This window comes from Sulfurovum sp. (assembly GCF_041551015.1).
Taxonomy (GTDB): Bacteria; Campylobacterota; Campylobacteria; order Campylobacterales; family Sulfurovaceae; genus Sulfurovum.
Genome location: NZ_JBFENQ010000014.1, coordinates 1 through 21,240 on the forward strand (window position 1 = coordinate 1; position 21,240 = coordinate 21,240).

Sequence of the window (21,240 nt, forward strand, 5' to 3'; positions counted from 1 at the left end):
CGTTCAAATTTTTCTTTCAGGTCTTCATCTGAAGGTGTTTCAAAATCACCTTTGGCGCGTTCATGATAGTGGGGTACACTCACATAAGATGTTTTTTCCTGAGGCATAGCATGATATTTACTGTGAAAAACAACAACTTTTTCAGCTTTCATCATTTTGCAGGCTTCATCGTGTCTGTTAAGCTGGGTTAATAGGCTTTTTAATAAATCTCTATTATAATTAAGCTCCATTTTAAAACCGGGATGTGTGACTGCTATGAAGAGTGTTTCATCTTTGATGTAAACAAAGGCAACAGCTTTTTGCCATTTGGGACTAAGAAGATTGATATACTTTTGGTAACACTCTTGTCGTTTTAATGATTTAAACTGAGGTTGAGAAGATAAATGAGACAAAATCATATTGGCTTTTTTCATAAAGCGATTATAACATCACTTTGCTGTATCATCTTGACAGGGTGCGGCTATAAAACAAATCCCGTCTATGTAGAAGATAGTGCCGAGAACAACACAAGCATTAAGACAGAAGGTTAAATATGCAGAAGTATGATGTACTTATTATAGGTGCCGGTATTGCAGGGCTATATGCAGCCATGCAGTTGCCTGAGAGTAAAAAAGTCTTAGTTGTATGTAAAGATATCCCTTGGGAGTGTAATACCTTTTATGCCCAGGGCGGTATGACAACAGCCTTGAATGAAGCTGATATACCTCTTCATGTTGAAGATACTATGGCTGCAGGTTCGTATCATAATAATAAAGAAGCTGTGGAGATTCTTTCTCGTACTTCACTTGAAACCACTCCTGATATCATTTCTAGAGGGATGGAGTTTGATACAGATGACTCCGGAAATCTTTTGTATACGAAAGAGGCGGCACACTCTGTAGAAAGGATCATTCACGCAGGGGGGGATGCCACTGGAAGATATATGCACTATTTCATGATGGTGAAAAATAAACATCAACTTCAAAAAAATACTTTGGTGTATGATCTGCTTATCGAGGATGGTAGATGTTTTGGTGTAAAAGCGACCGTAAATTATGAACCAACAACTATCTATGCAGATGATGTGATCATCGCATCCGGAGGTATAGGCTCTCTCTATGCATATAATACAAACTCTCGTACCGTCAGTGCAGATATTCATGGTATCTGCGTTGAAAAAGGTATAGAACTTGCCGACATGGAATTTATGCAGTTTCACCCCACTGTATTTGTTGATACCCCTTATGCGAGAAAACTGTTACTTACTGAAGCACTGAGAGGAGAGGGTGCGCATGTAGTTGATGAAGAGGGAAGACGTTTCTTGTTTGATTATGATGAGAGAGGAGAATTGGCAAGTCGAGATATTGTGGCTCGTGGTATCTTCAATCATAAACGAAAAACTGGACAAAAAGCTTACCTTGATTTTTCTATGTTCGAAGACGAATGGTTTCAACATCGTTTCCCTAATATTACACATACTTTTGGTGCACTTGGTTATAAGTTTCCGAAAGATAAGATTGCTATTTCACCTGCATTTCACTACTCTAATGGGGGTATAAAATGTGATACAAATGGCTGTATAGACGGTATGGAAGGACTGTATGTCATAGGAGAAGCAGCTAGAACAGGTGTCCATGGAGCAAACCGACTTGCATCAAATTCACTGCTTGAGGGAGTGGTCTTTGCCAAACGTGCAGTAGACCACCTTCTTGCTAAAGAGCATAAAGTGATTCAAACACCTAAATTTGAGAAAGATTACGGTAATATTCTGCACAAAGAAAACGATAAAATCTATAAACAAAAACTACGTCAAGTGATGTGGAATGATATAGGGATTATCCGGACAACAAAAGGCTTGCATGAAGCGAAAAATCTCATTTATGATATGAAGAATAAAGAGATAGGAAGATTGCTAAAACTTAGGCTAAACACAGCGTCTGCCATCGTAGATGCTGCACTTGCTAGAAAAGAGTCTTTAGGCTCACACTATATGGAATCTATCAATTAAATGCATAGAGAAATATGGCACACTAAAGAATTAGGAGAAGTATTGATGACAACAGAGATATTGCACACAGATTTGACAACAACATGGGTGGGGATCGCTTCACTTGTGATATTTGTCATAGGATATTATTTTATTGCAGCGGAAGATAAATATCATATAAACAAGGCAAAACCGGCACTTTTTGCAGGGACACTTATTTTTATGCTTATTGGTGTTTATTATGCTATGAATGGTTTAGATGGTAAACATTTACATCATGAAATAGAAATACTTCTCTTTGAAATTGCAGGGATCTTCTTCTTTCTCTTTGTTGCGATGACGTACATTGAAGCGATGATCGATAGAAATGTATTTTCAGCATTGCGTTACAACCTTGTATCGAAAGGCTATGACTATAAAAAATTGTTCTGGATTACAGGTCTTTTAGCTTTCTTCATCTCACCTATTGCAGATAACCTTACGACTGCACTTATTCTTTCAACCGTATTGATCACGATTGATAAAACGAATAAAGCGTTTATCGTACCTTCAGCGATCAACATCGTCGTTGCGGCTAATGCCGGTGGTGCTTGGTCTCCATTTGGTGATATTACTACATTGATGGTATGGGTTGATGGCAAAGGGGCTTTTGTTGATTTTCTTTATCTTTTCCCTGCATCTGTATTGGGATGGTATGTTACTGCATTGCTTTTGAGTCGTTTTGTACCAAGCGGGACACCTCCTTTTGCAGCAGAAGAGAAAAAGGTGGAAATTTCAGCGGGTGGTAAAGTGATCATGGGACTTTTTGCTTTTACTATTGCATCTGCTGTTATCTCACACCAAGTACTGCATCTTCCTGCAATGTGGGGTATGATGTTCGGTTTGGCTGTATTAAAACTCTATATCTATAGAATGAGCAGAGAAGTAAGATATGATAGCGAGGGCATTGTTTGTCCTACGGTAAATGTCTTCTCATTTATTGCTAAAATTGAAAATGATACACTCCTTTTCTTCTTTGGTATTTTGGCTGCGGTCGGTGGACTTCACTTCTTAGGTTTCTTAGAGTACTTTACTGCCCTTTATGCTCAATATGGAGCTACAACGGTGAATATTGGAGTAGGATTCCTTTCAGCTATCGTGGATAACGTACCGGTTATGTCAGCAGTACTTAAATCAAGTCCAGACATGGGAGCAGGTGCACATTCACAATGGATGCTTGTAACACTTACAGCAGGTGTGGGTGGTTCACTTATCTCATTTGGTTCAGCTGCAGGTGTAGGTGTCATGGGTAAACTTCACGGTATCTATACATTTTCATCACATATGAAACTTGCTTGGACAGTACTGGTAGGTTACATCGTATCTGTTGCAGTTTGGTATCTGCAGTTTCAAATTTTAGGTATCGGTGCGTAAGACAAATACTGAGAGTTACATTTCCCTGAGTTAAGCCTAGGGAAATGTAATCGTATTTTTATAGTTAAGTTTTTATTTTAAAGATTTAACCATACAAATAGAAGGAAACACCATGAAACAAGTACCTATACTCGTATTGGATTTTGGATCACAATACACACAACTTATCGCTAGAAAACTAAGAGAAAGTGGTGTATATACAGAAGTAGTACCATACCGCGAGAGTATTGAAGATATTAAAGCCAGAAAACCACAAGGTATTATTTTTTCAGGCGGTCCAGCTTCTGTCTATGCCGAAGATGCATATAAGCCGGATGAAGGTGTCTGGGATCTAGGATTACCGATCTTAGGTATATGTTACGGTATGCAACTTATCACGCAACATTTTGGTGGAAGCGTTGTAGCCGCAGACCATCATGAATACGGTAAAGCAAAACTGAAAATAGAAAATGATTCTAACATTTTTAAAGGTATTTCTGATGACTCTATCGTATGGATGAGCCATGGAGATAGAGCTGAGAGTATCCCTGATGGATTTGAAGTAGTAGGAACGAGTGAAAATTCTCCATATGCTGCCATAGCAAATGAGAGTAAAAACATCTATGCATTTCAGTTTCATCCAGAGGTACACCACTCTGTAGAGGGTACAGTAATGTTGAAAAACTTTGCTAAACATATCTGTGGTTGTGACAGTACATGGAATATGGGAAGTTTTGCCAAGGAAAAAATAGCTACGATCAAAGCACAGGTCGGTGACAAAAAAGTGCTTTGCGGTGTAAGTGGTGGAGTAGACTCTTCAGTTGTCGCTGCTATGCTTAACGAAGCATTACCAAAAGAACAACTTATCTGCGTATTTGTGGATCAGGGACTTCTTCGTAAAGATGAAGCAGAGCAAGTGCAAGATATGTTTAAACTTTTAGATATACCACTTATCACCATTGATGCGAAAAAAGAGTTTATGGAAGCACTTGCAGGTGTAAGTGATCCAGAGACTAAAAGAAAAGCTATCGGTGAGAAGTTCATTGAAGTTTTTGATAAGGAAGCAAAGAAACATACAGATGTAAGTTTTCTTGCACAGGGAACTCTCTATACAGATGTTATTGAGTCGGTTTCAGTAAAAGGGCCGTCTAAAACGATTAAATCTCACCATAATGTAGGTGGACTTCCGGATTGGATGACATTTGAACTGGTAGAACCTCTCCGAGAGATCTTCAAAGATGAGGTTAGAAAACTGGGGCTTGAACTTGGACTACCTAAACATATGATAGGCAGACACCCGTTCCCTGGACCTGGTCTTGCTATTAGAACTATGGGTGCAGTGACAGAAGAAGGTCTACATCTGATTAGAGAGTCAGATGCCATTATGCAAGAAGAACTTAAAGCTACAGGTTATTATGACAAAGTATGGCAGGCATTTACTGTACTGCTTAATGTACAATCTGTAGGTGTGATGGGTGACAACCGTACCTATGACAACACGGTATGTATCCGCATGGTTGAATCAGTTGACGGAATGACTGCTACTTTTGCACATGTCCCACATGATGTACTTGAAGGTATGAGTAGACGAATCATTAATGAAATTGATGGGATCAATAGAGTAGTTTATGATATAAGTTCTAAGCCTCCTGCGACGATCGAGTGGGAGTAGAAAGGTTATGTGTATCCCTTCTTATTACAAATATATTTTTTTATTCCTTGTAGTTGGAACTTTAGTAATATTGGCAGTGTTTTACGACAGACTTTTTTATTTTATACCTATATTTATTTTTTCTATTATATGGAGTCGTATACGTTGTCCTAAGTGTGGAGAGTCACTGCTAAAAGATAAGAATGGCTGGTATATATTTACTATAAGAACAACGTGTCGACATTGTGGACAAGATACACTTTTATGTGAGATCGAACCTGATGAAGTTACCCAAAAACGTTTGCAGTAATTTACAGACATATACCATCATGTTTATTTGAGGTGCTTCTGCTATAATATTTTTTAAAGGAATCACTTATGAAACAAACACTTCTAATCACGCTATTTTCTATTGCCATGTCATCATTTTCTATCGCCAGCAGTGATGAAATTATTGATAAAATTACTGATAAAATTGCTGCTGTAGTTACTCCTGCTTTCTCGTCTGATACATGTTCTGGTATCGATGAAAAACTAATGAAACTGGATGCATTTACGATGATGGTAAACAATACAAGTGCTTTCCATCTAGAAGAAAAAGCTTCAGCACTGATCGTACCAGGGATCACGGCGAGTAATAACAAAAAGAAAATGTTAAGGGATGCAGAGAAAAAACGTGCAGAACTATCAGCTGAGCGTCAAAAACATGGTTGTGAAACTCCTATCCCAGTCACTACTGCTCAAACGGATGATAAAGTAGCAGTGGCAATTAAACCTGCTTTATCGTCTGATTCGTGTGATGCTATCAATAGAAAACTAATGAAACTGGATGAATTCACGACGATGGTACATAATACTAGTGCTTTCCATTTAGAAGAAAAAGCTTCAGCAATACTGATACCAGGGATCACGGCGAGCAATAATAAAAAGAAAATGTTAAGGGATGCAGAGAAAAAACGTGCAGAACTGTCAGCTGAGCATCAAACATACAATTGTAAAAACACAATAAATACAGATCTGATAAAAGTTGCAAATGTAGCAACGATTTCATCTGATGTATCATCAGTTTTAGATCATGAACCTGTAAAATTAGATGAGTCTATGGCGAAGATAAGCAGTAGTAATATAGTTGCGGTAGAAGAGAGTGCAGCAGTCGTTCCAGTAAGCCCAAGCATCTCAAAGAATGACAGTGAACAGTTAGTAAAACCTGTAGAGAAACAAGAGAAAAAAGTGACAGCAGAGCGTCAATCACCTAATGTTGAAACATCTGTGATTAAAGACACTGCTCAAATAGATGATAAAAGGACAGTTTTGCAGAACACTACTTTCTCTTCTGAGAAATGTTATGCTTTAGGTGAAGACCTTATAGAGCTGTCTGTGTTTACGAATATGGTGAAAAATACCAGTGCGTTCCATTTGGAAGAAAAAGCAAGTGCATTACCTTCACCGGGCTTTACAGTGAGTAATAATAAAAAGAAAATATTAAGAGATATAGAGAAAAGATATTCAGAGCTTTTAACAGAGCGTCAAAAATATGGTTGTGAACCTCTTTAAAAGGAACAAGAAAGAGCATCCGATAGGCTTAGTATGACCAGTGAAAGTAAAAAAAATCTTTCTCTTCTTATCATCACGATCTTTTTCATCGCTTTTATTTACGGTACCATTAAAGCTATGGATATCGTAGATAAAACACATGTTGGTACATCCGATGGAATATATAGATCTTATGTGACTACTTCCAAAGAGATACAAGATAAGGCATTTACATTGACAGAGTATTGTTCCGATGCACCCTGTAAAGTACAAGCTTTGTTAGACTTTGTAACCAATATCCCTTACCATACAACCACCTTTCAACAGTATTCAGCACAAAAAACAATTCAACAAAACTTTGGAGATTGTGATGACAAGAGTAATCTACTGATCTCTATGTTATATGCTCTGGATATAGAAGCCTATTTTGTTTTGGTACCGAAGCACATTTTTATTATTACTTCCATAGAGGATAAAGATCTAGCTAATAGAAAAGGACTGTGGGTCAATGGTAAGAAGTACTATATTTTAGAGAGTACTGCGAAAAACTCTAGAATAGGGTTTCCTTTACATTATGATCTAGAAGACATTGATGTGATTGTTGAGCCATTTTCAAATGAAAAACTTTCTATAGAAAATCTAGAGTGGAAAGAATAAATCTTATGTATACATTTTAGGGTAAATAAAAAAGTTTAATTTTACTTTTTCGGGTTTGAATTCCTTCCAATGCTTGATAGGAAGTTCCAAAGCGACGATACCTAAAGTAGGTACATTCTCAATGTAGTCATCTAACATCTGGTCTGTTAATTCAGTTGTTTCGGGATTATGTCCGACGATAAATACATTATCATATTTGTCTTTTATCTCTTGTATAATGGAAATTACATCTATAGGTTCTGCCATATAGAGGGCATCTATGTATGTGATTTTTCCACTGTATTCTATCTCTTTGGCTAAACCTTTGGCTGTGAGTTTTGCTCGTTTAGCTGAACTGGAGAGTATGAGGTCTGGTATTACTCTCCTCTCTTTAAGTGCATTGGCCATAGTTAAGATAGCTTTTTGACCTCTTTTGTTAAGACCTCTTTCAAAATCACTTTGACTTTCATCATTCCAGTCTGATTTTGCATGTCTAATTAAATATACATTTTTCATATATACATTATAGCAAGAATATAAACATTTTTAAATATTCATACTTTAGTCAATATCACTAAACTTTCTTTCAAAAAAACTTGTAATATTTACCAAAATATATTATAATCCCACAAAATTAATACACTATAGGAGAAACACAATGGCAAAACATCAGTTTCAAACGGAGATCGGGCAATTGCTTAAGCTCATGACACACTCTCTTTACTCAAATAAAGAGATATTTATACGAGAACTCGTTTCAAACTCTAGTGATGCGTTAGATAAATTTAACTATCTTTCACTTACAGATGAAAAATTTAAAACAGATGAGTGGTCTGGAAAAGTTTTCATCAAATTAGATAAAGAGGATAACTCGCTTACTATTGGTGATAATGGTATAGGAATGAATGAAGCAGACTTGATGGATCATTTAGGGACCATTGCAAAGTCTGGTACAAAAGCTTTTATGGAAAATCTTACAGGTGATGCGAAAAAAGACTCAAATCTCATCGGTCAGTTTGGGGTTGGATTCTACTCAGTATTCATGGTAGCAGACAAAGTAGATGTGATCTCAAAAAAAGCAGGGGAAGAGCAAGCTTATATGTTCAGTACGGACGGTACAGGTGAATATGAAGTAAAACCTGTGACTAAAGAAGAACATGGAACGATTATCTACATTAAGCTCAAAGACGATGAAAAAGAGTTTTTAGACAAGTGGAGAGTTCAGGAGGTAGTGAAGAAATATTCTAACCACATTGCATATCCGATCATGTTGAATTACTCCGAAGAAGAGACAGAGGGTGAAGGTGATGAAAAAACAACTAAAATGGTCAACAAATCAGAGCAGATCAATGCAGCTACTGCACTATGGACACTCTCTAAGTCTGAATTGAAAAAAGAAGATTATGTAGAGTTCTATAAAACCATTTCTCATGGTGATAACGAACCATTGCTACACTTGCATAATAAAGTAGAAGGTTCAAACGAATTTACTACACTTTTCTATATCCCTAAAACTGCACCGATGGATATGTACAGAGCAGATTATGAAGCCGGTGTAAAATTGTATGTAAAACGTGTTTTTATTACAGATGATAACAAAGAGTTACTGCCACCGTATTTACGTTTTATAAAGGGTATTATAGATTCTGAAGATCTACCGTTGAATGTGTCTCGTGAATTACTTCAAGAGAACAGAATTTTGGCAAATATTAAGCAGAACTCCACGAAAAAGATACTCCAGGCCATTAAAAAATTAAGTGGTGAAGATGCAGAGACTTTTACTGCTCAGTACAATAGAGTGATGAAAGAAGGAGTTTATGTAGATCATACAAACAAAGAATTACTTCTGGAGTTAGTGAAGTATAAGAGTTCAACAGAAGAAGGACTTGTATCATTTGAAGATTATATAAGCCGTGGAGATTCTGAGAAAAAGGAGATCTATTATATCGTGGGTGATAATGAAAAAGTACTTAGAAATTCTCCTTTACTAGAAGCCTATAAAAAGGCAAACATTGAAGTGCTCATTATGGATGATAAAGAGGTCGACACTATAGTGACTCCTATGATAGGATCATATAAGGAGTGGAGTCTAAAAGACATCACAACGATTGAAGCTCCAGACTCTAAGAGTGAAGAAGAGAAAGAAGAGATATCCAAAGAGTTTAAATCTCTTACGGATAAGATCAAAGAAGTGTTAGGCGAAGAGGTTAAAGAAGTTAAAACTTCTACAAGATTAACTTCAAGTCCATCATGTGTACTTAAAGACAGTTCAGATCCTATGGCTGGCATGGCTGCAATGTTTGCTCAAATGGGACAAGAGATGCCAGAGATACCTCTTATTTTAGAGATCAATCCTGACCATGAGATGATCAAGAAGCTGGACAACCTTGAAGACAAAGCGCTTTTTGATGACCTCTCATGGATACTTTTAGATTCTGCGAAACTTTCTGAGGGTCTTGAGCCTAAAGATAAAGGTGCATTTGCACAAAGGATTGCTTCTTTGGCGACAAAAGCACTCTAATTCCTTCTTTATATTATAGTACGGGATATATTACCCGTACTATTTGAACCTAACTTATGCTAAAATCATTTTTCACTTAACTACTAGGCCAATCAAATATGGATATTCCAAATTTATACGAAGAGATCATTGTCTTTGGATTACTTCTTTTGGCTGTTATAGTTGTCTATATGATGCTTAAGTTACATTACCATTTTGCCTTTGGCTTGATGAAAAATACTGCTTCTTATGAAAAAAACAAGACTAAAATAGACAGGGCGAAAAAATATCTGTTTTTTGCACTGAAAGTATTGTTATGGATTGGACTTATCAGTATGGCTACTTTTGGTATCTATTATCTCTCGGAGGGAATGAGTCTTAAGGCACTGCTCTTTGAACTATGGACTAAGATACCAGAAGGGTTTTGGTTAGAAGCACTTTTTGTTATCATTCGTATAACAGTGATCATTACTTTGTCACGCTATGTATTGAAGTTTGTCTATGCATTTTTAGACAAGTATCAGCAAAAAGCAATTGAGAACAGATGTGGAAATTGTAGTGAAGTAACGATTGTTAAGTTCTATATGCATTTCCATAATATGGTTAAATATACAGTCTTGCTAGGTATACTATATCGTATTACACTTTTCTTCCCTTTCTTGGAAGTAGTAAGTCGTGGATTATGGATACTCCTTATACTCTATTTTATAGTATCATTAGGGGTATTGACATTTAATGGTATGACAATGATAAAAGAAAAAAGAGGATTATAAGTATGAATGAAAAGATGAAAATGTCACCACAAAAACGGGCAACACTTGTATCAAGTTCAGTTGCAACACTTTTGGTGATCGTAAAATTAATTCTGGGAGTAGCAAGTGGTTCAGTGGCTGTACTCGCTTCCGCTATAGACTCACTTCTTGATATGTTGGTTTCTGCCTTTAACTTTTTTGCTATTAAAAAATCAGAAGAACACCCTGATGAAGAGTATCATTATGGTAAAGCAAAAGTCCAGGCGATTGCTGCGGTGATAGAGGGAACCATTATTACAATTTCCGGTATTTATATTATTTATGAAGCCATTAAAAAATTAAACAAGGGAACTGTCACTACATTACTTACCCCCTCTATTTTGGCAATGGTATTTTCAATTATTGTAACCTATCTTTTAGTGAATTATCTCTTGAAAGTGGCAAAAGAGACAGACAATCTAGTCATTAAAGCGGATGCTTTGCATTATAAGACGGACCTATGGAGTAATGCCGCTGTTCTTGTAGCCTTAGGGCTGGTATATATGACAGGTATGGATGCGATTGATGCAGTATTTGGTTTAGGTATAGGTCTTTATATCATTTACTCTGCATATGAAATAATACAAGAGGGTATAGAGATACTTTTAGACCGTGCCCTAGATGGAGACATGGTAGCAAAGATCGGTGAAATTGTTTCAAATCATCCTGAAGTGACAAGTTACCATTGGCTTAAGACACGTACGGATGGTAGTACGAACTTTGTAGAATTTCATATGGTCTTACGTCCCAATATGTTACTGCTTGAAGCACATCGCATTGCTGATCAGGTAGAAGATCAGATTTTTTTACTTGATACAAAGAAAAATTGGATCATCACACCACACTTTGATCCTTATGATGATGAACATATGAATATTGCGATGCTTCATGGTAAGCATTTAGCTAGAGTAAAAAAAGAGAAATAATGTCTAACACGGATGGTATGATTTATCTTTTATCTCCTTTGCCCAAAGAAGGAACGATACATCTTCCTATGATCCGTTTCTCACTGCTACCCTCAACGATCGATTTTTCAAGATGTGACACACTTATGTTCACTTCCAAACAAGCGGTCAAGAGTGCAGAAGTATTAAATCCTGAATGGAAAAAATATCCCTGTTTGGCTATAGGTTCAGCTACGGCTAAAGAGATAGAATCTTTGGATGGAAAAGTGATCTATCAACCCAAATTATTTTATGGAGAAACATTAAGTCAAGATATTATCACGCAATTTAAAGATAAAAAGATTTTATACCTACGGCCCAAAGAAGTCTCTTTTGATTCAAAAAACTTTCTAGCAAAAGCAGGTCTAGAGATTAATGAACAAATTATTTATGAGACATTTTGTATCAACTATGAGAAAAAAGAGAAACCGGTCAAGAAAGCTATTATTATTTTTACCTCACCTTCGACCATTCACTGTTTTTTGAAAAATTTTGAATGGGATGAAAGTTATACGGCAGTTGTGATAGGTGAGGCCACGAAAATACATTTACCTGTGCATGCAAGTTATGTGGTAGCAGATACTCCACTTATAGATTCATGTATCAAAAAAGCAAAGCAACTTTTACTCACTTCTAACTCCAAATAGGTTATAATAAATTTAACCTAGGTGATGCGACTACTGTATTTGGGGTCCAACATTAATCTTAGTGGGACATGTAGTCTCTTAGTGTGTGGAAGTTTTCGTTTGAGTTTGACTTGGTCGACGAGAAAACATCCCCTAAAGAGAGACTCTCTCCTGCACCGTTGGCTATATAGGGCCGACTTTAAGCAGAACGCTCACCCGGGCCATTATTAGCGGCGTTTCTTGCACGCATAGGCTTTTAAAAAAGACCATTGACGAACTTGGAAGTTCGCCTGCAAGTCTTTTTTAAAACCCTCTACGCACAATTAACACCACTACTTAATCTTCCCTTTTTAGGGATTAACTTTCGGAGAATTTTAAATGAACGTATTGATAATAGGTGCTGGTGGTAGAGAATATTCTATCGGTTTGGCATTAACTAAAGATGAGAATGTAGAAAAGATCTATTTTGCGCCGGGTAACGGAGCTACTGATGAATTGGGTGAGAACTTAGACATCAGTGATTTTTCAAAACTCGCTGATTTTGTAGAATCAAATGATGTTGATCTTACTATCGTTGGTCCAGAAGGTCCATTGGTTGATGGGGTTGTAGATGTATTTGAAGCCAGAGGACTTACTATTTTTGGACCTACAGCAAAGGCAGCACAACTTGAAGGTTCTAAAATCTTTATGAAAAACTTTCTTGCCCGTCACAATGTCCCTACGGCGAAGTACATTGAGACTGATTCACTTCAGGATGCGTATGATTTTATTATGACACTTGATGCACCGATCGTGGTGAAAGCAGACGGACTTTGTGGTGGGAAAGGTGTCATTATCGCTCAAAGTCACGATGAAGCAAAAAAAGCTGCGGGTGAAATGCTCTCAGGTAACTCATTTGGTGATGCTGGAACAAGTATCGTTGTTGAAGAGTTTTTAGATGGCTATGAGCTTTCTGTATTTGCCATCTGTGATGGGAAAGATTATGTGGTTTTACCTGCCGCACAAGATCACAAAAGACTACTCAATAATGATGAAGGGCCAAATACAGGCGGTATGGGGGCATATGCACCGACTCCACTTGTAAATGATGAAATTTATCGTAAGTTGAATGAGAGAGTTATCGAGCCAACGCTTAAGGGTATGGAAGCTGAAGGTATGCCGTTTACAGGTGTGCTTTTTATCGGTGTTATGGTGGTTAAAGGTGAGCCTATCATACTCGAATATAATGTACGTTTCGGTGATCCTGAGTGTGAAGAACTGATGCCTTTACTGAAGTCTCCTGCTTCTGAACTGTTCTATAAGGCAGCAACGGGTGATCTTAAAAATGCAAAGATAGAGTTTTATGACAAATATGCGGTTGGTGTTGTGATGGCAAGTAAAGATTACCCGTATAAAAGTACACCTCCTGCAGAGATCATCGTTGATGATATTTACCATGAAGATGTAAGTGAAAATGCACATATATCTTATGCAGGTGTTACGCGTGGGGAAGATGGAAAACTTTATGCTACAGGTGGAAGAGTACTTGTATGTGTGGGTGTGGGTGATAGTATTAGGGAGGCACAGCAACGTGCCTATATGCTGGTAGGTCAAGTGCACTTCGCAGGTAAGCAGTGTCGAACAGACATTGCATATCAGGCACTCTAGGAAGTAGGGATGTCTGAATCTCTCTCATTATCTATTGCAAATAATCAAAAAAGAATCGCCTCTTTTGTGATAGATGATATTGTAATTACGCTGTTTTTTATTATTATTTTTTATGATCAGTTTTCTGCAGTTTTTTCAAATATTACAGTGGTAGATGAAGCAGCACTTGAGAGTGTCAATGCTTTTATTTCGCAAAATCTTTTGGTGGTACTCTCCATAAAACTCATCTATCATACTGTTTTGATATGGCAAAACGGAATGACTTTAGGCAAGTATCTAATGAAGATAAAAGTGATAGACTTAGAAACAGGAAATACTCCTGGTTTTCTAAAGTCATTGTTACGTGCTTCAATGAGAATTCCAAGTGAAATACTATTTTATTTAGGTTTCCTTATGGCATTCTTTGTTCCACTGAAACAAACGCTTCATGATAAAGTCTCTAGCTGCGTAGTTGTTAATGACTAAAAATATATCCTTTTTCCTTTTATCTATGATAGTGGCTATGCAGATATTGCCTGCTGCAGCAGATAAAAGTAAAATTGAGATCACGGCAAAACATGTTGACGCTACAGAAAATATAGTTAGAGCAACAGACAATGTCGTCGTATATTATGAAGACTCTGTGATCAAAGCATCTTCTGCACACTTTGATAAAACCACTAAAGTACTTGTGCTTGATGGTAAAATTCAAATGCTTGGATACGAAGGAAGTAAAGTTCATAGTAACCATATTGAAATTCATACTGACAAAAAAGAGGTTACTTTTGATGAACTTTTTCTTGTAAGTGAAAATGATGTTTGGATTTTTTCAGACGATGCACATAAAAAAGAGGCAAATTATACTTTAGGCACATCTGTACTTTCAAGCTGTGAGATCACAGATCCTTTATGGAAAATGGTTTTTTCACGTTCTACCTATGATAGTGATGCACAGTATATGAAGATCTATGGTGCAAAAGTGTATTTGTGGGATATCCCTATGTTCTACACACCTTATTTAGCATTTTCAACCAATAGAACTAGAACTTCAGGTCTCTTATTCCCTGGCTTTGGATATACATCAAATGAAGGGTTTCTTTATGAACAACCCATATACTGGGCTATTTCCCCAAGTATGGATATGGAGTTTAATCCTCAGATCAGAACTTCAAGAAGTGTAGGGATGTATAGTACATTACGTTTTGTCGATTCAGAGTATTCGTCTGGAGAATTAAGGGTAGGGTATTTCAAGGATAAGACAGCTTATATAGAAGATAACTATCTCCTTAATGACAGTCACTATGGGATTGAATTTAATTATGAATCTTCCAAAGTATTTACCGATATATTACCGCAAGGTTTTACAGATGGTTTATATATCAATACTACCTATCTTAATGACATTGATTATCTTAATTTACAACAAAGTAAGCTGGAACATTTTGGATTGGTCCCTTTACAGGAATCAAGAGTGAATTATTTTGCATATAATAATGACTATTATGCAGGACTTAATGCCAAATATTTTATAGATACAAGAGAAGGAGTGAATGATGATGAAACACTTCAGATACTTCCTTCTGTACAATTACATAAATATCTAAGTCATTTTATATGGGATAATCTTACCTATAGCACAGATCTCCGTATCAACAATCTTTATAGAAAAGAAGGTACGACACTCCGTCAGGCAGAACTTAAAATACCATTAGAATTTACCACATCATTTTTTGATGATTTTTTAAATCTCTCTTTAGGTGAAGAGATTTATTATAGTAAATTCTTTTTTGGTAATGGAGATTACCTCTACGATGATTTTGAGTACTATAGCACTATACATAAAGTAAAACTTTTTACAGATTTAACAAAGAAGTATGATGACTTTATTCATGTACTACAACCCTCTTTAACTTATATTAAACCAGGAACTGAATACCAATCTCCTGTAGAGTTTTCTTCATTAAGTGATGAGCAAAAGGAACTTTTTGCTGTGGGATTACCTGAAGAACATTATGCTTTTAGTTTAAGTCAATATTTTTATGATGAGAGCATGAAACTGAAATTTTTTCAAAGGCTTACACAAAGGTATTATTTGGACAGAAGTTATGAACTTGCTGATATAAGTAATGAGATGCAATATAATTGGAATCAATGGAGCTTTTATAATAATGTGACCTACTCTCATGAGTATGGTAAAATACGTGAATCATCAAGTAGTATTGCATTGAATGAACAAGATTATCAGTTGAGTGTAGGACATACCTATAAACAAATTTTGCCTGATGTACCTCTTCATATTGCAGATGATGATATTAATGCTAATGATCTGAGTTTGACTTTTGGATACACACTCAATGAAAAGATTACATTGAATGGTGGTTTTACTTATGATGTGGATGATGCCTCAAATAACCAGTGGAGATTTGGGGGAAGTTATCATCGTGACTGCTGGAGTGTTTCTGCTTCTGTTAGAGAAGAGATCACACCAAGACCTACAGGGTTTACCACAGATACTTCTTTTTATGTACAGTTAAACTTTATTCCTTTTGGAGGAGTGGGTACTGGAGATACAAACGAATGATCATCAGTCCTAAAGAGGAGATAGAAAAAGCGTTAGAGGTATTAAGTTTACCTAAGCTGATCAGTAGAGCAGATATAAAAAAACAATACCATTTCTTGGCTAAAAAGAATCACCCTGATCTAGGAGGTGATGTTGAAAAGATGGAACAGTTAAATCATGCTTATAGATTATTGATGAAGTATATAGAAGAGTTTCGTTATACTTTTGATGAAGAAGAAATTTCTAAACAATTCCCAGGAGCGGATTATGCCCAGCGATTCAAACCCTAATGCGTATTTTGAAGATAGAGAAGATGCCTCAAAACAGTTGATAGAGACACTTCCTATAGAGCTGCTTTCAAAAAATGAAACTGTAGTGATAGGTGTAAGTGAAGGAGGGGTTTATTTTGCAGACCAGATATCCAAGGCTATCCATGCACAGATGGATATCCTACTGACAGAGCCTATTTTGGCACCTAATAACCCTGAGTTGGTTATAGCGATGGTTTCAGAAACAGAAGAGATGGTGATGCATAAAGCACTTATTGATGCGTTTGAGATCAATGAAGACTATGTGTATGGCGAGGCGCACAGAAAGTATGAAGAAGAAGTACTCTCTTATGTATATAAATACCGAAAAGGTAGGGACCTGATCTCTCTTCAAGGGAAGTATGTCGTTTTAGCTGACGAGTGTATAGAAACAGGACTCACTATGATGGTTGCACTTAAGTCAGTCATCGCAAGAGGTGCCAAAAACATCTATATTGCAACACCTATTTTAGACAAAGGTGTATATCAAAATTTACTTACAGTCTGTGATGGAGTATTCTGTCCTCATAAGATACAAGACTATATTTCGATAGAATACTATTACAAAGATTTTGAAAGATTAGATTTTGAAGAGATATCGTCCATAATAAATAATCAAGAAGTAAAAACTAGAGAAGAAGACTAAATATATTTTTATGATGAGAAATATTTAAAGCAGAGTGTAGTTAACGCACTAAACAGATAATAAGGAAAGATAAACGAATGAAAGAACAAATGATAGAGATAAATATAAACAGTCTCGAAGAAAAATACGAATTTAATAAAATTGCGAAACAAGCAAGTGGTGCCGTAATGTACAGACAAGGTAAAGCTGTACTTATAGCTGCAGTTGCTGTAGATGAAAAAGCAGTGGACGAAGATTTTCTTCCTTTAACTGTTCAGTATATGGAAAAGTCTTATGCTGCAGCAAAGATTCCTGGTGGTTTCATCAAGAGGGAGACGAAGCCTGGTGATTTTGAAACACTGACATCTCGTATTGTTGACCGTTCTTTACGTCCATTATTTCCTACAGGGTTCCATTATCCTGTAACGATTACAGTGATGGTAGTAAGTGCAGATTCAGAGGTTGATATGCAGGTGGCGGCTTTACATGCGGCAAATGCAGCACTTTTTGTTTCAGATATTCCAGTGACTACCAGTATTGCTGCAGTAAGAGTAGGTACAGTTGGAGACGATATCGTTATCAACCCGACACTTACACAACAAGCCCAAAGTGAACTTGACCTTTTGGTTGTGGGTTCAGGTAAAGATGTGGTAATGATAGAGATGCGTACACTTGCTACTGAAAATGAAGCGGGTCAAAGTGCCAATGAGTTTAATGAGTCAGCACTGGTAGATGTTATCGCAATGGCAGCAGATGCTATTGATGCAGCAACAGTAGCTTATACGGATGCTTTTACACCTATGGTAAGGGAAGCTTTAGATCTGCCATTAGCTGAGGATAAAGTAGATGAATCACTTTATGCAATGATTGAAAACAATTATGCAGAAGATGTTGAAAAAGCTATCTCTCATATGGCAAAGAGTGAGCGTTCTACAGAACTTAAAAAGGTGCGTACAAAAATTATGGAAGCGTTAGAGGCTGAAGATAAAGAAGCAGATAAGGAACTTGTCTCCAAAGTACTTGAGCGTTATAAAAAAACGGTTGTAAGATCGATGATCTTAGATAAAAATATTCGTGCAGATGGTAGAGCACTTGATGAGGTAAGACCTATTAGTATTGAGACAAACCTGCTGCCTTCTGTCCATGGTTCATGTCTTTTCACCCGTGGTCAAACACAAGCACTTGTTACGGTGACACTTGGCGATAAAAAAGACGCGCAAATGTATGAGCTTATTACTGAGAAAAATTCTCTCTCAGAGAACTTTATGGTGCATTATAATTTTCCAGGCTACTCTGTGGGAGAAGCAAAATACATTGGTGCTCCGGGCAGAAGAGAACTTGGACATGGTAATTTAGGAAAAAGAGCTTTAGAGCCTTCTTTGGATTTAAACTATGATGGAAGTATCCGTATGGTCTCTGAGATTTTAGAGAGTAACGGTTCTTCTTCTATGGCTACTATTTGTGGGGGTGCATTAGCATTACGTGCTGCTGAGGTAAATACAACGGCACTTGTAGCAGGTATAGCAATGGGTCTTGTAAGTGAGGGTGGCAAGTATGCAGTACTTACAGATATTATGGGACTTGAAGACCATGATGGAGATATGGACTTTAAAGTGGCCGGTACTGCACAGGGTATCACAGCACTTCAAATGGACATGAAACTGGGTGGTATAGACTTAGCTGTACTGAGAGATGCTCTACAAAAAGCAAGCCAGGGTAAAAACCACATTCTTGGAATTATGGAAGAAGCTGAGAAAAACATCGTTTCAAGTACAGCGCTTCCAAGTACTGAACATTTTACGGTACATCCAAGCAAGATAGTAGATATCATTGGAAAAGCTGGTGCAACGATTCGCGAAATCATCGAGAAGTTTGAAGTTTCTGTTGATCTTGACCGTGATGTAGGCGGTGTGAAACTTTCAGGTGGAGATAAAGAAAAGGTAGCAGAGGCAAAAGCCCACATAGAAGGTATCGCTTCATCTCCTGTAAAGAAACAGATGGAGTATAAAGTAGGTGAAAGCTACGAAGGCAAAGTGAAGAAGATAGTGGACTTCGGACTTTTTGTAGAGATGCCAGATGGTTTTGATGCATTACTTCACATTTCAAAAGTCGCCAAAGAACGTGTCAACAATCTTTCAGAAAGATACAGTGAAGGCGATACTATCACTGTTGTTGTGATGGAGCAAAAAGGCAAAAAAGTTGAATTGGCTACTCCGGAGTTTTTAGCGTAATTTTCTTCTTTCTTCTTCATTTCTTCTTTTGAGGAGAAAGTGAAGAAGGTTCATCTTCCTGCGATATTCTGACATATTTCTACATTTTTTATAAAATCATTTACAATTTTCTTTAAGAGAATATTATAGTATATATAATTTTTATATATAATAAATAATTATATTGTAATTTTTGCTTTTTTTGTGTATACTAAAAATAAGGCTAAACTATTTGTTAAAGATAGTACGGAAAGCTACGCATCTTTCTATAGATAGCCAGATTAATCTAAACTGTTTGATATTAATTATTAAAAGAGGCGGGAGAGGGTTAAGTTACTACAAAAAGTCTGTATACCCTTTTTCAATATAGTTTCAATAGTTCGATAAGGATTTAAAATGAAGTTAGTTGATGAATATAGTTGGTTTGAAAAATTTCGGAAAAGAGTAGGAAATGTGGTCTTTGGTACACTACTGTTGTTTACTGCAACGGTTGTAGAAGCCGGTGTACTTAAACTTGATCTGGAAGGATGTAAGTCTACTGCAGGCAATGGATATCATTTTGAGATAGTGCCGGATATCCATCCTGAACATGAAGATTTTAAAATGTATTTTTGTGAACCTGATTTTTATACAGATGGTAATTTAAAATACTGGTCTGAACTCGATATGGTACCGCATCGAATTACTTTTACAAATACCACAGGGAGTGCTCAGGATTTTACTTTTCAGGTTGGTGGGGATTACAAAGATGCGAATGACCCCGATCTGGTCGGATGGGATTATATTACCGAACTTACATTAGATTACCATTCAACACCTGAAGCGAATTGGGAAGCTTGTGAAAATATTGGTTCATTGTCAGTACAAGAGTTAATTATTTCTCCAGATGAGAGCGAAATTTATCGTCAAGTTACTGTAGAGGGTTATCCTAATGACTTACTCTGTGTTGCAGTCTACAATATGAGACTTGCGATCGGTTCAAGCTTTTATAGCGGTTCTTCACTTCAAAGTCGTTTGATCAGTGTAGCATCCAGTGTAAATGTCGGTGATCAAACAATTCCTGTACCGGATGTTGAATCAACTACATTTAGCAAAACAATGTCAGCTACACAGGGTGGTAGTCGAACCTGGACGGTTTCTAAAACTTCTTCCCCTGCAAGTATCAGTATAGATAACACTTGTAGTGGAAATGAATTAGACCTTCAAAAAGATGTCAATATTACCGTAAGTTGGACAAAGGGTGAAGTAACCCCGGCAGGTAATGTCGATGTAACTACAATTATCCAGGCATCCAACACAGCGCATCGTGATATAAACATAAGCGTAGTAGATACACTTTATAGTGGTACTACAGAACTTGCAACACACACTTGTCCAATTTTTACACTGCAAGCAAACGTTGGTAATCAAATAGTATGTACCAATAGTTTTACGATCTTAGAATCACAAGGTATCAATCTAAATGATGAAGCTGTTGCTACTTATATTGATCCAGATTATGCGGATATTAATTATACAGGTGTAAAAGTGGCAACTGCAACGGCATTTGTGCAGGGTACAGGAGAAAATCTAGATGAAAATGCCACAATGAAAGATAATGAGTGGATTTCAGGAACTAATTTGAGTTATTCAGTCGTCTCACCGGGTAGCGGTACATTTGATGGTTATTCTGAAGGAACTAAAACAACTGATGATGTAAATTGGACATCTGATTTATTAACAGACAGTGGTAGTGTGACATTCACTAAAACGATCTATGCTGAACCTGCAACGAGTAGTACTGGATCATTAAGTGATATAGCTTCTTTAAAAACATTTGGCGGTACTGGTACAAATAGTGGCATATTGAGTGTTTCTCTTTCTTCTTCTGCA

19 protein-coding genes are annotated in these 21,240 nt (G+C 36.8%); 17 read left to right on the forward strand and 2 right to left on the reverse strand.

Going from position 1 to position 21,240, the window contains the following annotated elements; all coding sequences use genetic code 11:
- Positions 1-398: hypothetical protein (locus ABZC96_RS01915; RefSeq protein ID WP_373028717.1), on the reverse strand; the 398-nt coding region annotated here is incomplete at its 3' end.
- On the opposite strand from ABZC96_RS01915, the gene ABZC96_RS01920 reads away from it, so the two are divergent.
- The 6 genes from ABZC96_RS01920 to ABZC96_RS01945 all read left to right on the forward strand — a co-directional run bounded on the left by ABZC96_RS01920 (position 384) and on the right by ABZC96_RS01945 (position 7,199).
- Complete coding sequence (locus ABZC96_RS01920) at positions 384-530, forward strand: hypothetical protein (RefSeq protein WP_373028718.1); 147 nt, start codon at positions 384-386, stop codon at positions 528-530. The genes ABZC96_RS01915 and ABZC96_RS01920 overlap by 15 nt on opposite strands.
- A 2-nt stretch (positions 531-532) precedes the next feature.
- Entirely contained in the window at positions 533-1,987 is a 1,455-nt protein-coding gene (nadB, locus tag ABZC96_RS01925; protein ID WP_373028696.1) for an L-aspartate oxidase, read from the forward strand.
- A gap of 45 nt (positions 1,988-2,032) precedes the next feature.
- Positions 2,033-3,379, forward strand: coding sequence for a sodium:proton antiporter NhaD (nhaD, locus tag ABZC96_RS01930; RefSeq protein WP_373028698.1), 1,347 nt, complete (start codon positions 2,033-2,035; stop codon positions 3,377-3,379).
- 112 nt (positions 3,380-3,491) lie between these two features.
- Complete coding sequence (guaA, locus tag ABZC96_RS01935) at positions 3,492-5,030, forward strand: glutamine-hydrolyzing GMP synthase (RefSeq protein ID WP_373028699.1); 1,539 nt, start codon at positions 3,492-3,494, stop codon at positions 5,028-5,030.
- A 357-nt stretch (positions 5,031-5,387) separates the two neighbouring features.
- A complete protein-coding gene (locus tag ABZC96_RS01940) occupies positions 5,388-6,563 on the forward strand; it encodes a hypothetical protein (protein WP_373028700.1) in 1,176 nt (391 codons plus the stop codon).
- Positions 6,564-6,596: 33 nt separating this feature from the next.
- Complete coding sequence (locus tag ABZC96_RS01945; protein ID WP_373028701.1) at positions 6,597-7,199, forward strand: transglutaminase domain-containing protein; 603 nt, start codon at positions 6,597-6,599, stop codon at positions 7,197-7,199.
- A gap of 3 nt (positions 7,200-7,202) precedes the next feature.
- On the opposite strand, the gene ABZC96_RS01950 is transcribed toward ABZC96_RS01945, so the two are convergent.
- Positions 7,203-7,694 carry a histidine phosphatase family protein gene (locus ABZC96_RS01950; protein WP_373028702.1) on the reverse strand — a complete coding sequence of 164 codons (492 nt, stop codon included), beginning with the start codon at positions 7,692-7,694 and terminating at the stop codon, positions 7,203-7,205.
- Positions 7,695-7,836: 142 nt separating this feature from the next.
- Between ABZC96_RS01950 and htpG the strand changes: the two genes are divergently transcribed.
- The 11 genes from htpG to ABZC96_RS02005 all read left to right on the forward strand — a co-directional run.
- Positions 7,837-9,699: a molecular chaperone HtpG gene (gene htpG / locus ABZC96_RS01955; RefSeq protein ID WP_373028704.1), complete on the forward strand. Its 1,863-nt coding sequence runs from the start codon at positions 7,837-7,839 to the stop codon at positions 9,697-9,699.
- A gap of 98 nt (positions 9,700-9,797) precedes the next feature.
- On the forward strand, positions 9,798-10,451 hold the full coding sequence (locus ABZC96_RS01960) for a hypothetical protein (protein WP_373028705.1): 654 nt from the start codon (positions 9,798-9,800) through the stop codon (positions 10,449-10,451).
- A 2-nt stretch (positions 10,452-10,453) separates the two neighbouring features.
- Positions 10,454-11,395, forward strand: a complete 942-nt coding sequence (locus tag ABZC96_RS01965; protein WP_373028707.1) for a cation diffusion facilitator family transporter — start codon at positions 10,454-10,456, stop codon at positions 11,393-11,395.
- On the forward strand, positions 11,395-12,060 hold the full coding sequence (locus ABZC96_RS01970; protein ID WP_373028708.1) for a uroporphyrinogen-III synthase: 666 nt from the start codon (positions 11,395-11,397) through the stop codon (positions 12,058-12,060). Before ABZC96_RS01965 ends, ABZC96_RS01970 begins: the two co-directional genes overlap by 1 nt.
- Before the next feature lie 357 nt (positions 12,061-12,417).
- Positions 12,418-13,686, forward strand: a complete 1,269-nt coding sequence (gene purD / locus ABZC96_RS01975) for a phosphoribosylamine--glycine ligase (RefSeq protein ID WP_373028709.1) — start codon at positions 12,418-12,420, stop codon at positions 13,684-13,686.
- Positions 13,687-13,695: 9 nt separating this feature from the next.
- Positions 13,696-14,151: an RDD family protein gene (locus ABZC96_RS01980; protein ID WP_373028711.1), complete on the forward strand. Its 456-nt coding sequence runs from the start codon at positions 13,696-13,698 to the stop codon at positions 14,149-14,151.
- A complete protein-coding gene (locus tag ABZC96_RS01985; RefSeq protein ID WP_373028712.1) occupies positions 14,144-16,246 on the forward strand; it encodes an LPS-assembly protein LptD in 2,103 nt (700 codons plus the stop codon). The genes ABZC96_RS01980 and ABZC96_RS01985 overlap by 8 nt, the downstream gene beginning before the upstream one ends.
- Positions 16,243-16,515: a DnaJ domain-containing protein gene (locus ABZC96_RS01990; protein WP_373028713.1), complete on the forward strand. Its 273-nt coding sequence runs from the start codon at positions 16,243-16,245 to the stop codon at positions 16,513-16,515. The genes ABZC96_RS01985 and ABZC96_RS01990 overlap by 4 nt, the downstream gene beginning before the upstream one ends.
- On the forward strand, positions 16,493-17,179 hold the full coding sequence (locus ABZC96_RS01995) for a phosphoribosyltransferase (RefSeq protein WP_373028714.1): 687 nt from the start codon (positions 16,493-16,495) through the stop codon (positions 17,177-17,179). The genes ABZC96_RS01990 and ABZC96_RS01995 overlap by 23 nt, the downstream gene beginning before the upstream one ends.
- A gap of 77 nt (positions 17,180-17,256) precedes the next feature.
- Entirely contained in the window at positions 17,257-19,389 is a 2,133-nt protein-coding gene (locus tag ABZC96_RS02000) for a polyribonucleotide nucleotidyltransferase (protein ID WP_373028715.1), read from the forward strand.
- A 375-nt stretch (positions 19,390-19,764) separates the two neighbouring features.
- Positions 19,765-21,240: hypothetical protein (locus ABZC96_RS02005; protein ID WP_373028716.1), on the forward strand; the 1,476-nt coding region annotated here is incomplete at its 3' end.